At 66.1% G+C, this 12,439-nt stretch carries 14 protein-coding genes; 11 read left to right on the top strand and 3 right to left on the bottom strand.

All coding sequences use genetic code 11. From position 1 onward, the window contains the following. Nucleotides 1-161 precede the first annotated feature (161 nt). The 11 genes from AC3WJI_RS08555 (at nucleotide 162) to AC3WJI_RS08605 (ending at nucleotide 10,280) form a co-directional block, all read left to right on the top strand. Nucleotides 162-1,622, top strand: a complete 1,461-nt coding sequence (locus AC3WJI_RS08555) for a radical SAM/SPASM domain-containing protein (RefSeq protein ID WP_492756831.1) — start codon at nucleotides 162-164, stop codon at nucleotides 1,620-1,622. A 107-nt stretch (nucleotides 1,623-1,729) separates the two neighbouring features. After that, nucleotides 1,730-3,286, top strand: coding sequence for a glutamine-hydrolyzing GMP synthase (gene guaA, locus AC3WJI_RS08560; protein WP_492756832.1), 1,557 nt, complete (start codon nucleotides 1,730-1,732; stop codon nucleotides 3,284-3,286). Further along, nucleotides 3,283-3,885: a hypothetical protein gene (locus AC3WJI_RS08565; RefSeq protein WP_492756833.1), complete on the top strand. Its 603-nt coding sequence runs from the start codon at nucleotides 3,283-3,285 to the stop codon at nucleotides 3,883-3,885. The genes guaA and AC3WJI_RS08565 overlap by 4 nt, the downstream gene beginning before the upstream one ends. After that, the gene (locus tag AC3WJI_RS08570) at nucleotides 3,870-4,295 is read left to right on the top strand and encodes a GNAT family acetyltransferase (protein WP_492756834.1); all 426 of its coding nucleotides are present in this window, start codon (nucleotides 3,870-3,872) and stop codon (nucleotides 4,293-4,295) included. Before AC3WJI_RS08565 ends, AC3WJI_RS08570 begins: the two co-directional genes overlap by 16 nt. After that, nucleotides 4,292-4,639 carry an ArsC family reductase gene (locus tag AC3WJI_RS08575; RefSeq protein ID WP_492756835.1) on the top strand — a complete coding sequence of 116 codons (348 nt, stop codon included), beginning with the start codon at nucleotides 4,292-4,294 and terminating at the stop codon, nucleotides 4,637-4,639. The genes AC3WJI_RS08570 and AC3WJI_RS08575 overlap by 4 nt, the downstream gene beginning before the upstream one ends. A 58-nt stretch (nucleotides 4,640-4,697) precedes the next feature. Beyond that, nucleotides 4,698-5,141: a hypothetical protein gene (locus AC3WJI_RS08580; protein WP_492756836.1), complete on the top strand. Its 444-nt coding sequence runs from the start codon at nucleotides 4,698-4,700 to the stop codon at nucleotides 5,139-5,141. 48 nt (nucleotides 5,142-5,189) lie between these two features. Beyond that, complete coding sequence (panB, locus tag AC3WJI_RS08585) at nucleotides 5,190-6,047, top strand: 3-methyl-2-oxobutanoate hydroxymethyltransferase (protein WP_492756837.1); 858 nt, start codon at nucleotides 5,190-5,192, stop codon at nucleotides 6,045-6,047. 79 nt (nucleotides 6,048-6,126) lie between these two features. Next, the gene (locus AC3WJI_RS08590) at nucleotides 6,127-6,837 is read left to right on the top strand and encodes a tetratricopeptide repeat protein (RefSeq protein WP_492756838.1); all 711 of its coding nucleotides are present in this window, start codon (nucleotides 6,127-6,129) and stop codon (nucleotides 6,835-6,837) included. Further along, on the top strand, nucleotides 6,834-8,159 hold the full coding sequence (locus AC3WJI_RS08595; RefSeq protein ID WP_492756839.1) for an outer membrane protein assembly factor BamB family protein: 1,326 nt from the start codon (nucleotides 6,834-6,836) through the stop codon (nucleotides 8,157-8,159). Before AC3WJI_RS08590 ends, AC3WJI_RS08595 begins: the two co-directional genes overlap by 4 nt. Before the next feature lie 260 nt (nucleotides 8,160-8,419). Further along, nucleotides 8,420-9,790 carry a ribosome biogenesis GTPase Der gene (gene der, locus AC3WJI_RS08600; RefSeq protein WP_492756840.1) on the top strand — a complete coding sequence of 457 codons (1,371 nt, stop codon included), beginning with the start codon at nucleotides 8,420-8,422 and terminating at the stop codon, nucleotides 9,788-9,790. Nucleotides 9,791-9,863: 73 nt separating this feature from the next. Beyond that, entirely contained in the window at nucleotides 9,864-10,280 is a 417-nt protein-coding gene (locus tag AC3WJI_RS08605; protein ID WP_492756841.1) for an Hpt domain-containing protein, read from the top strand. 111 nt (nucleotides 10,281-10,391) lie between these two features. Here AC3WJI_RS08605 and bfr read toward each other — a convergent pair whose 3' ends face one another. The 3 genes from bfr to AC3WJI_RS08620 form a co-directional block, all read right to left on the bottom strand. Continuing rightward, a complete protein-coding gene (gene bfr / locus AC3WJI_RS08610) occupies nucleotides 10,392-10,874 on the bottom strand; it encodes a bacterioferritin (RefSeq protein ID WP_492756842.1) in 483 nt (160 codons plus the stop codon). Nucleotides 10,875-10,964: 90 nt separating this feature from the next. Beyond that, nucleotides 10,965-11,135 (bottom strand): (2Fe-2S)-binding protein, encoded by a 171-nt coding sequence (locus AC3WJI_RS08615; RefSeq protein ID WP_492756843.1) that lies wholly within the window; start codon nucleotides 11,133-11,135, stop codon nucleotides 10,965-10,967. A 75-nt stretch (nucleotides 11,136-11,210) separates the two neighbouring features. Beyond that, nucleotides 11,211-12,431 carry a DUF418 domain-containing protein gene (locus AC3WJI_RS08620; protein ID WP_492756844.1) on the bottom strand — a complete coding sequence of 407 codons (1,221 nt, stop codon included), beginning with the start codon at nucleotides 12,429-12,431 and terminating at the stop codon, nucleotides 11,211-11,213. Nucleotides 12,432-12,439: the final 8 nt, after the last annotated feature.

Consider the following 12,439-nt stretch of genomic DNA (forward strand, 5'->3'; position numbering starts at 1 on the left):
GAGGGGCAAAGCGAGAGCAGGCCGCTGGACCAGAATTATTTCGGGGGCAAACCAAAAGCTGGCCAACTCGCGGGCAGCACCGGACGAAAAGGTTACCGGGAAGCAAAGACCGGCTTCCGCGCCTCTATAATGGGACGGTATTACACCGGGAGCCCAGGGAAATGGATCTTTCAAATAGCGGGCCGAAAGGCTTTCAGGTCAATCAGCCAGTCGAGGAGGCCGAGATCTCGCAGGCCGAGCAGATGTTCTGGCTGCTGATGAACGATCTTCTCGACGGTGCCGACCATCCGGAAATCTGGGAGGCTTTCCCGCAGTTCATCGACCAGCTCCCCGGGCTGTCCGCAGTGATGCGCGAGAATGTCGCCCTGTTCCAGTCGCAGCGCCTCGACGTGCGGCTGGCCTTCACCATCCTGATCGCGATGGGCTCGGCCGCGCAGGGCGATCCCGCGGGCGCGCTGCGCTTCCTCGAGGACAGCGCGACGCGCTATACCGAATCTCCGCTGGTGCAGGGGGCGGTGTTCCACGTCCAGTCGCTGCTCGACCCCAGCAACCCGAAGTTCGACCTCAAGTCCAAATTCTGCATGCGCCCGTTCCACGAGCTCGACGTGCTCGACGGCAGCACGCACCTTTGCTGCGCCAATTGGCTCAATCTCTCGACCGGCGACATGGCGCAGGCCGATAAGTGGCAGAACATCTGGAACTCGCCGACTGCCGAGCGCATCCGTGCGAGCATCCATGACGGCAGCTATCGTCACTGCAACAAGGTGTCGTGCCCGGCGATCCAGGCAAACAAATTGCCGAGCCACGCCGAAGTGGCGGCGATGTCCCCCGAGTGGCGCACGATCATCGAGGCGAAGGAAACGCACCTACCGCATGGGCCGGAGCGGGTGAACCTGGCCTATGACACGACGTGCAACCTGTCTTGCCCGAGCTGCCGCACCGGCAAGTACGCCGCCGATTCCGAAAAGCGCAAGCAGTTCGACCTGCTCCAGGAGCGCAGCATCCTGCCGATGCTGAAGGATTCGAAGATCGTCTTCATCACCGGCTCGGGCGATCCGTTCGCGTCGAAGAACTTCCGCACGCTGATGGAGCGGCTCGACGCCGACGCTTATCCCGACCTGCGCTTCATCATCATGACCAACGGCATGCTGTTCAACCAGCGCGAATGGGATCGCTTCCCGGCGCTGCACGACCGCGTGAAGAGCCTGCAGATCAGCATCGACGCTGCCACCGGCCCGACGCACGAACTGCTCCGCCGAGGCGCGCGCTGGGAGGTGATGGAGGAAAACCTGAAGTTCGCCTCCGAGCTGCTACACGCCGGCAAGGTCGAGCAGATCCACTTGTCGTTCACGGTCCAGACCGAGAATTACCGCGAGATGGGCGATGCCGTCGACCTGGCCGACCGGCTGGGGGTCACCGGGCTCTATTTCGGCAAGATCACCAATTGGGGGACCTTCACCGCCGACCAGTATCGCGCGAAGGCGGTGTTCCAGCCGGCGCATTCGCTGCATGCCGATTTCGTGAAGGCGATGCGTGATCCGCGGCTGCGCACGTCGCGCGTCAACATCGGCAATCTGATCGACTTCATCCCGGTGGAGGCCGCCGAGCGCGTCGCCGCCTGATCTACCAATCGCGTCGCGGGCGTCGGATGGAAGCCGGCCCCCGCGACGCGAAATAACCGGTTGCCGCGCTCTTCCCATGCGGCCTGCATCTGCTATGCGCGCCGGGCATGGAACATCATGCCGATTCAATCCTGATCGTCGATTTCGGAAGCCAGGTCACCCAGCTGATCGCGCGCCGCGTGCGCGAGGCGGGGGTCTATAGCGAGATCGCCCCATTCACCAGCGCGGCCGAAGCATTCGAGCGGATGCAGCCCAAGGGGATCATCCTGTCGGGATCGCCGGCATCGGTGCTCGACGAGAATGCGCCGCAGGTGCCGCAGGCGATCTGGGACTCCGGGCTGCCGGTGATGGGCATCTGCTATGGCCAGCAGACGATGATGCAGCAGCTCGGCGGCAACGTCGCGCTGGGCGACAGCGGCGAGTTCGGGCTGGCGTTTATCGACATCGCTGAAGAATGCGCACTGTTCGACGGGCTGTGGCAGCCAGGCGAGAAGCATCAGGTGTGGATGAGCCATGGCGACAAGGTGACCGACCTGGCCGATGGCTTCCGCGTGGTCGCCTCCAGCCCCGGTGCGCCGTTCGCGGTGATCGCCAACGACGCCAAGCGCTATTATGCGATGCAGTTCCACCCCGAAGTGGTCCACACGCCCGACGGCGCGCGGCTGCTCGCCAATTTCGTCCGCCATGTCTGCGGGCTGCGGGGCGACTGGACGATGGCCGAATTCCGCCAGACCAAGATTGCCGAGATCCGCGCACAAGTGGGCAGCGGCCGCGTGATTTGCGGGCTTTCCGGCGGAGTCGACAGCGCGGTCGCCGCGGTGCTGATCCACGAGGCGATCGGCGAGCAACTGACTTGCGTCTTTGTCGATCACGGCCTGATGCGCAGCGGCGAGGCCGACCAGGTCGTGTCGCTGTTCCGCGGGCATTACAACATCCCGCTCGTCCATGTGAATGCAGAAACCTTGTTCCTGAACGGGCTGGCCGGGCTCACCGACCCCGAAGCCAAGCGCAAGTTCATCGGCAAGACCTTCATCGAAGTGTTCGAGGAAGAGGCGAAGAAGATCGGCGGCGCCGACTTCCTCGCGCAGGGGACTTTGTACCCCGACGTGATCGAGAGCGTCAGCTTTACCGGCGGGCCGAGCGTGACGATCAAGAGCCATCACAATGTCGGCGGGCTTCCCGAGCGGATGAACATGAAGCTGGTCGAGCCGCTCCGTGAGCTGTTCAAGGACGAAGTACGCGCGCTGGGCCGAGAGCTCGGGCTGCCCGATATCTTCGTCGGAAGGCATCCGTTCCCCGGGCCCGGCCTCGCGATCCGCATCCCCGGCGAAGTGACCAAGGAGCGCTGCGACATCCTGCGCAAGGCCGACGCGATCTATCTCGAGGAGATTCGCAACGCCGGGCTGTACGATGCGATCTGGCAGGCGTTCGCAGTGCTGCTGCCGGTGCGCACCGTCGGCGTGATGGGCGACCACCGGACTTATGACAGCGTGCTGGCGCTGCGCGCGGTGACCTCCACCGACGGGATGACCGCGGTGGCGTTCCAGTTCCCGGGCGACTTCCTGCCGCGCGTGGCGACGCGGATCGTCAACGAAGTGCGCGGGATCAACCGCGTGACCTACGACTACACCTCGAAGCCGCCGGGCACGATCGAGTGGGAATGATGCGGCGCGGACTGCTCGCGCTGCCGCTGCTGCTCGCCGGCTGTGGCGGGGCGGAGCCCGAGCCGGCCAACAATTCGGTGGTGATCCTCGGCAATGCCGATGAATTGATCGTGCCGGTGCCGCAGGGCGCCGCCAACGTGGCGAACGTTGTCCACACAATCGCGCCGACGGTGGCGCTCGCGCCCGACGGGCTGGTGGTCGACGGCAAGCCCGCGCGGTTCGGGATGCCGCGCGGAGCGGTGACGGCGATGCTGGCCGGCGCGATCGGCGAGCCGGTCGAGCAGGGCGATTATCAGGAGTGCGGCGCGGGTGCGCTCGGCTTTGCCAGCTTCCGCGAAGGACTCGGGGTATATTTCCAGGACGGCAAGTTCGCCGGCTGGGATCTGGACGGCAATGACGGCGGGCCGCTTGCCACCGCCAAGGGCGTACGGATCGGCACGACGCGGAAGCAACTCGAGGCCGCGACTCCGGCGACGATCGCGGATTCGACGCTCGGCATCGAATTCAGCGCCGGTGGGCTGTCGGGACTGCTCAGCGCGCGCGATCCCGGCGGTCAGGTCACCAATTTATGGGCCGGCATGACATGCATCGCCCGCTGATCGAGGCGGCGACGTCAAGTGACGGCGCCGACGTGGTCGCCTTGTGGCGCGCCTGCGGTCTTACCCGTCCGTGGAACGACCCCGACGCGGATTTCGCGCTGGCCCTGGCCGGCGCGAGCTCGACGGTGCTGGTCGCGCGCGGGGCGGGGATCGAGGGTAGCGCGATGGTCGGCTTCGACGGGCATCGCGGCTGGGTCTATTATCTCGCGGTTGCGCCGGAGCGGCGCGGCACGGGGCTTGGCCGCGCCCTCATGGCCGCGGCGGAGGACTGGCTGCGCGACCGCGGCGCGCCCAAGCTCCAGCTGATGGTCCGCGCGGACAATGCCGAGGCGCTGGCCTTCTACGCGGCGCTGGGGATCGAGCGGCAGGAGGTGGTCACGCTCGGGCGGTTTCTGGGGGACGACGCATGACGGTCACGATGTACGGCATCAAGAATTGCGACACGATCAAGAAGGCGCGCGATTGGCTCGACGCGCATGCAATCACCTATGATTTCCATGACTACAAAGCGGTCGGGGCCAATGCGGCGAAGCTCGCGGAGTGGATTGCGGCGCAGGGTTGGGAGACGGTGCTCAATCGCGCCGGGACGACCTTCCGCAAGCTTCCCGAGGACGACAAAATCGGGCTCGATGCCGACAAGGCGTCGGCGCTGATGCTGGCCCAGCCGTCGATGATCAAGCGGCCGGTGCTCGAATATCCCGGCGGGCTGCTGATCGGGTTCAAACCGGAACGCTACGCGGCCGCGCTGCTCTAGCGGGCGAGGCCGATTTCCGTTACCTTTGCGTATCGGAAAAACATAAGCGGGAGTGGGCGTGGCAAGCTATCTTCGGCAGCGGCCGCCGGGTTGGTTCCTCGCAGTGGCGATCCTCTTGCTGCTTTGGGGCGCACTCGGGTGCTTCGCTTTCTATACGCAGGCCAAATTGGGGCCGGCTGCGATGAACCCGCATCCGACCGACTGGGACCGCGCTTACTACGCCGCGCTGCCGGGCTGGTTCCTGCCGGTGTACGGCGCGGCTGTGGGGGGCGGGCTGCTCGGGTCGATCGCGTTGCTGTGCCGCTCGAAGCTCGCATTGCCGCTGTTCGTCATCTCGCTGGCCGCGGTGATCGTCCAGTTCGGCTATGCCTTTCTCGCCACCGACCTGCTCGCGCACAAGGGCCCGGCGGCGACCGTGCCGTTTCCGCTGTTCATTGCCGCAGTGGCGGTGTTCGAGATCTGGCTGGCGCGGTTCGCCCGGCGGCGCGGCTGGATCTCCTGATCGCGGCGTCGCTGGCGCGGGCGCTCGCGAGCGACTAGAGCGGGCGCCATGTCCACCTACACGCTCGACAGCGGCACCAGCCGCGCCAATCCCACGCCTGCGCCGATGAAGCGGCTGACGATCCCGGCGATCCGCAACCGCAAGGGGCAGGAGCCGCTGGTGATGCTGACCGCCTACACCACGCGGATGGCGCAATTGCTCGACCCGCATTGCGATGTACTGCTGGTCGGCGACAGCCTCGGGCAGGTGATCTACGGCCTGCCCTCGACGCTCCCGGTGACGCTCGACATGATGATCGCGCACGGCGCCGCGGTGGTGCGCGGCAGCTGGCATTCGGTAGTGATCGTCGACATGCCGTTCGGCAGCTACGAGGCGAGCCCCGAGCGCGCATTCGAATCGGCGGCGCGGGTAATGGCCGAGACCGGCGCGGCCGGCGTCAAGCTCGAGGGCGGCACGGCGATGGCGCCGGTGGTGGAGTTCCTCACCCGGCGCGGGATTCCGGTGATGGGGCATATCGGGCTCACTCCACAGGCGGTCAATGCGCTCGGCGGCTATGGCGCGCGCGGGCGCAGCAATGCCGAGCATGCGAGCATCCTCGACGATGCGCGCGCGATTGCCGAGGCCGGCGCGTTCGGGATCGTCGCCGAGGGCGTGGTCGAGGGGCTGGCCAACGAGATCACCGCGGCGGTGCCGGTGCCGGTAATCGGCATCGGTGCGTCGGCGCAGTGCGACGGCCAGGTGCTGGTCACCGAGGACATGCTCGGGCTGTTCGAGCGCACCCCGCGCTTCGTCAAGCGCTACGACGATCTCGCTGGCCGTATTTCCGCCGCGGTTCAAACCTATGCCGCCGAAGTCCGGGCGCGGGACTTCCCGAGCGCAGATCAGGTCTATCCGGCGCGCGGCTGAAGGGCTAGCAGCACGCTTTCTTTAGACGGTGCCCGCGGCTAAGGTCCGCCGCGCCCGCACCAACCCCATGGAGTCACTCTTGGCGCTTCCTCCTTCCGGCACCACTGACGAAGCCTTTCTGCGCGAAGTCGACGAGGAGTATCGCCGCGACCAGGCGATGCAGATCTTCCGCCGCTACGGCCGGTGGATGATCGGCGCGGTGGTCGTCGGGCTGATTGCGCTCGCCGGTTGGCTGTGGTGGCAGCAGCACCGCGTGAGCGTCGCCGGGCAGCAGGGCGAGGAATATGACGCCGCGATGCGGCTGGTCGAGCAGGGCGACACCGCCAAGGCGATCCCCGCGCTCGACAAGATCGCGACCAGCGACGGCGAGGGCTTCGCCGCGATGGCGCGGATCGCTCAGGGCAATCTGCTGCTCCAGAAGAACGACGTGAAGGGCGCGGCGGCGAAGTTCGCCGAGGTCGCCGGCAACGCCAAATACGAGCAGCCTTTTCGCGACCTCGCATTGATCCGCCAGACGGTCGCCGAATATGACACCTTGCAGCCGCAGGTCGTGATCGACCGCCTCAAGGGGCTGACCAATCCCAATTCGCCGTGGCTCGGCACCGCGGGCGAGCTCGTCGCCGCGGCCTATCTCAAGGCGGGCAACAAGGCAGAGGCGGGCCGGCTCTATGGACAGATCGCGCAGGGCGGCGAGAAGGTCCCTGAGACGATCCGTCAACGTGCGGTTCAGCTGGCCGGCGTACTCGGTGTCGACGCCATCGATCAGTCGAAGGAAACCAAGGCTAAATGAACAACAAGGTGAGGGTGGCTGCCGCTCTCGCGGCGCTCGCGATGGTGAGCGGCTGCGGGATCTTCAAAGGCAATGGCGGCAAGAAAACCCCCGTGCTCGGCGAGCGCGTGCCGATCCTGGTTTCGGAAAGCGATGTCGTCGCCGACAAGTCGCTCGCCGGCGTCGAGGTGCTGCTGCCCGAGGCCGCAGCGAACGATGGCTGGCGCCAGCCTGGCGGCAATGCCGCCAAGTCGATGGGGCACCTCGCGCTGGGCGCCAATCCGACGCGGATCTGGTCGAAGGCGATCGCCAAGCCCTCTAAAAAGGAGCGGCTCGCCGCGGCGCCGGTGGTTTCGGAGAACAAGCTGTTCGTGGTCGACACGGACGGCGTCGTCCACGCGATGGCAGCCGATACCGGCGCCGAATTGTGGCGCACCGCGACCAGCGAGGGCAAGGGCAATGCGGGCGCGCGCTTCGGCGGCGGCGTCAGCGTCGAGGGCGAGCGTGCATTCGCGAGCAACGGGCTTGGGGATGTTGTCGCGCTGAATGTCGCAGACGGCGCGGTGGTTTGGCGCAAGCGTCCCGGCGGACCGCTGCGCGGCGCACCGACGCTCGCCAACGGCAATGCGTATGTGGTGACGCAGGACAATCAGCTGTTCGCGCTGTCGCAGGACACCGGCGAGGTCAGCTGGACGGTCTCCGCCAGCCTCGAATCGCAGGGCGTGTTCGGCGTCGCGGCGCCAGCATCGGCGCAGGGCACGGTGATCGCCGGTTTCTCGTCGGGCGAGCTCAATGCCTATCGCTATGAGAATGGCCGCTCGCTGTGGGACGCGGTGCTGTCGCGCACCTCGATGTCGACTTCGGTGTCGTCGCTGTCGGACATCGACGCCGAGCCGGTGATCGACCAGGGCCGCGTCTATGCGATCGGGCAGGGCGGCCGGATGGTCGCGATGGACATCGCCAGCGGCAACCCGCTCTGGGAACAGACGATCGCCGGCATCTCGACGCCCTGGGCGGCGGGCGAGTGGCTGTTCGTCGTCACCGACGACGCCCGGTTGATCGCGATCGCTCGCGGCACCGGCAAGATCCGCTGGATCTCGCAGCTTCGCCACTACAAGAACGACAAGAAAAAGAAGAACCCGATCAGCTGGGTCGGTCCGGTGCTCGCCGGCGGCAAGCTCGTGCTCGCCAACAGCGAAGGCGAGATCGTCTTCGCGTCGCCGACCGACGGCAGCGTGACCTCGACAATGGACACCAAGGAGTCGATCTCGTTGCCGCTGACGGTGGCGAACAACACGCTCTACGTGTTCGACGACAAGGGCCGGCTGAGCGCGTATCGGTAAGCAGCGGCGTCCAGCCCTTCGGTGCTCCTGTGAAAGCAGGAGCCCAGGACCACGGGCGTTGTGGCTTGCCGCCCTGGGCTCCTGCTTTCGCAGGCGCACTGCAGTAACTAAGTTAAAAGCGGGCGGGGCTTAGGCCTCGCCCGTTGCGTTTTTCCACTTTGCCAGACCCGTCGTCCCGAGCTCGCAGAAGGACTGTTCTTCACGCATTGTGAAGAAGAAAGTACGGGATTTCGACAAGCTCAGTCCGAACGGAATTTTTTGTGCCCCAACCCACCGTCGCGATCATCGGACGCCCGAATGTCGGCAAGTCGACCTTGTTCAACCGGCTGGTCGGCAAGCGGCTCGCCTTGGTCGACGACCAGCCCGGCGTGACGCGCGACCGGCGCGAAGGCGAGGCGAACCTGCTCGGGCTCGAATTTCGCGTGATGGACACCGCGGGCTATGAGGACGAGGACGCCGCGACCCTGCCCGGGCGGATGCGCGCGCAGACCGAGGCCGCGGTGCGCGAGTCCGACGTCTCGCTGTTCCTGATCGACGCGCGCGCCGGGGTAACGCCGCTCGACGAGGAGATCGCCCGCTGGCTGCGCAGCACCGACCGCCCGGTCGTGCTGATGGCCAACAAGGCCGAGGGCAAGGCCGGCGAGGCGGGGATCCTCGAGGCGATGGCGCTGGGGCTCGGCGACCCGATCCCGTTCTCGGCCGAGCATGGCGAGGGCGTCGCCGACCTGTTCGAGGCATTGCTGCCGCATGTCGAGCGGGACGAACCGGAGGTCGAGGAAGAAGACGAATCGCCCGATGCGCCGCTCAAGCTGGCGATCGTCGGCCGTCCGAATGCGGGCAAGTCGACCCTGGTCAACCGGCTGCTCGACGAAGAGCGGATGATCACCGGGCCCGAAGCCGGCATCACGCGTGATTCGATCTCGGTCGACTGGGAGTGGGAGGATTTCGAAGGCGCGATGCGCAAGGTGCGGCTGATCGATACCGCCGGGCTGCGCAAGAAGGCGCGTGTCGAAGAGAAGCTCGAAAAGCTGTCGGTGATGGACACGCTGCGTGCGATCGACTTCGCCGAGGTCGTCGTGCTGCTGCTCGACGCGACGCGCGGGCTCGAAGTCCAAGACCTCAAGATTGCCGACCGCGTGCTCCAGGAAGGCCGCGCGCTGATCATCGCGCTGAACAAATGGGATGTGGCCGAAGAGGCGTCGAGCCTGTTCAACGGCGTGAAGAAAGCGCTCGATGAGGGCTTGGCGCAGGTCAAGGGCGTGCCGCTGCTCACCGTTTCGGCGGAAACCGGCAAGGGGCTCGACATGCTGATGAAGGTCGCGTTCGAGACGCGCGAGGCGTGGTCGCGCCGCGTCTCGACCGGGCAGCTCAACCGCTGGTTCGAGCGCGCGATCGAAGCCAATCCGCCGCCCGCGCCGGGCGGCAAGCGGATCAAGCCGCGCTACATCACCCAGAATAAGAGCCGTCCGCCGAGCTTCGTCCTGTTCGGCACGCGCGTCGACCTGCTGCCGACCAGCTATCAACGCTATCTGATCAACGGGCTGCGCAAGGAATTCGATTTCGGTGCCGTTCCGGTACGGCTTTCGCTGCGCGCACCGAAGAATCCGTTCGACCGCGAGAAGCATAGCTAGTTGCCATCAACGCCCTGTTTACGTTCCCGTCTTATGGTCGCGTCGATACCGTAGCGGGGGGTATGCTTGGGGTATGGACGTGATCGGCAGTGATCCGCTGGTGAATTGGGAAAGCTACCAGCAGGCGCGTTCCGAGCTGGGCGCCAACTTCGTGCGCATCCTCGGCTATTTCCGCGAGGACGGCGTAAAGTCGGTCGATCGCATCGAGGATGCGATGCGCGCGCAGAACGCCACCGCGATGGTGATCCCCGCGCATACGCTGAAGGGCGAATCGCGCCAGTTCGGCGCCGATCCGCTCGCCGACCTTGCCGAGACGATCGAAATGATCGCGCGCGGCTGCATCGAGCGGCGCGAGACCCCGACCGAGGCGCTCGAGCACGTCGTCCGGCTGCGCCCGTTGTTCGAGACGACGCTCGACATGCTCGAGCGCGAAGCCAACCCGCTGGTCGCGCGCAAGCCTGTCGCGTTCGGGCGGCGGCCGGTTCTTTAACGCTAGGAAATCACACCGTTCGCCCTGCGCTTGTCGAAGGGCCGTCGTTCTCGCATCCGAAGAGAAGAACTTCGACAAGCTCAGCACGAACGGGGGAGTGGTTGCACGCGCTTAGCTCGCTTCTTCGGCCTTGCTGTTGAGCTGGATGTAGTTCTCGATCCCCATCCGCGCGATCATGTCGAACTGGCGCTCGAGCGTGTCGACATGCTCTTCCTCGCTTTCGAGGATCCAGGCGAACAGGTCGCGGCTGACATAGTCGCGCACGCTCTCGCAATGCGCGATCGCGTCCTTGAGCACGGCGATCGCCTCGACCTCGACTGCGAGATCGGCGCGGAGGATCTCCTCGACGGTTTCGCCAATGCGCAGCCGGCCGAGCAACTGGAAGTTGGGAAGGCCATCGAGGAAGAGGATGCGCTCCGCCACCTTGTCGGCGTGCTTCATCTCGTCGATCGATTCGTGGCGCTCGTGCTCGGCGAGCTTCTTGACGCCCCAATTGTCGAGCAACCGGTAGTGCAGCCAATATTGGTTGATCGCGGTAAGCTCGTTCTTGAGCACCTCGTTCAGATATTCGAGGACCTTTGCGTCGCCCTTCATGGCCGTCACCCCTATGCGTTACAGGGGTGCCATAGCGCTAAAATTTGGGCGCGAAAACCGCAGAAATCCGCCGTTTTCTAGTTGCGACCGTCACGCAGCCGCACGTTCCTCGTTGATGATCTCGCGCGCGAAAGGCACGCATTGGCCGCATTTCGGGGCGCGGCCGAGCGCGCGATAGGCCTGGCAGGCGCTAGTCGCCCCTTGGCGGGCTGCCGCCCGCACATCCTGTTCCCGAATTGCATTGCAAACGCAGACGACCATGCCACCCTCACGCTCCGTTGCGCGGATGTACGGCTATTGAGACCGATTCGCAAGGGTATTGCGAGGCATTCGCATTTATACGGAGGCGGCTCCGCGCAAGCTCTGCAGGCGCCCGCGCGCGAGGCTGCGCCACAGCCATTCGAACGGGCCGAATCGGAAGCGCGCGAGCCACGGCTGCGACCAGAATAGTATCACGGCCCAGATTGCGAACACGACCGGATAGAGTTGCCAGCGCGTGAGGTGCCCGAACCAGCCGAGGCCATAGCCGTAGAACAGGCTGGTGCAGATCAGGCTGGTCAGCAGGTAATTGGTGAACGCCATCCGGCCCGCCGCGGCGAGCCGCGTAGTCAGTGTCCCGCCAGGCCTGGCGAGCAGCAGGATCAGGCACGCCCAGCCGGCGATCATCGGCGGGCGCAGCGGCGCGGTGAGCGTCCAGCTGGCCAGCGCCACCGAGAACAGGCTGAAGTGCGCGAGCATCAGGTAGACGGCGAGCGCGATATAAGCGGGCAGGGTGATGCCCCAGCAGATCAGGAGCCAGCGGCGATACCGCGCGCGGGGCCAGGCGCCGCGGAGCATGCCGCTGCGCAGCCCGGCCATGCCGAAGAACATGTAAGCGAGCGTCTCGGGGCCGTAGAACCATAGCATCGTCAGCGGCGTGGCGAGATGGTCGCGCAGCCGCGCCTGCAGGATCGCCGGATAGTTGCTGCGATAGAGCGCCAATTCGCGCGCGGTGTCGGCGGGAGCGGGAACGCCGAGGGTGCGCGTCAGCGCCGCAATGTCATGGCCCTGCGCGACTGCGATCGGGACTGCGGCGAACAGGAACACTGTCAGCCCGATGAGCATCGCGCCGAGCACGACAAGCCGATCGGTGGGCAAGTCGCGCAGCGCGAAGGCGGCCATCCCGACCAAGGCGTAGTGCGCGAGGATGTCGCCGTGCCAGACCAGCCAGAGGTGGGCGAGCCCGAAGCCAAGCAGCCACAGCATGCGCCGGTAATGCACCCGGGCGGGGCTTTCGCCGCTCGCCGCAGCGCGCTCGGCGACGAGCAGCAGCGACGCGCCGAACAAGAACGAGAACAGTCCGCGCATCCGCCCGTCGAACAGGAGGAAATTGACCAGCCAGGCGGCGAGGTCGCCGCCGTGCCAGCTACCATAAGCGCGCGGGTTGCTATAGGCCGCCTCGGGCATGCCGAAGCTCACTATGTTGAGCAGCAGTATACCCAGTAATGCGACGCCGCGGACGAGGTCCAGCGACGCGAAGCGGCCCGGGGCGTCGTCATGGAGCGGGGCCGCGTGCATGCGGGAGC

The sequence above is a fragment of the Sphingomonas sp. FW306-1B-B10E genome, from assembly GCF_058782005.1.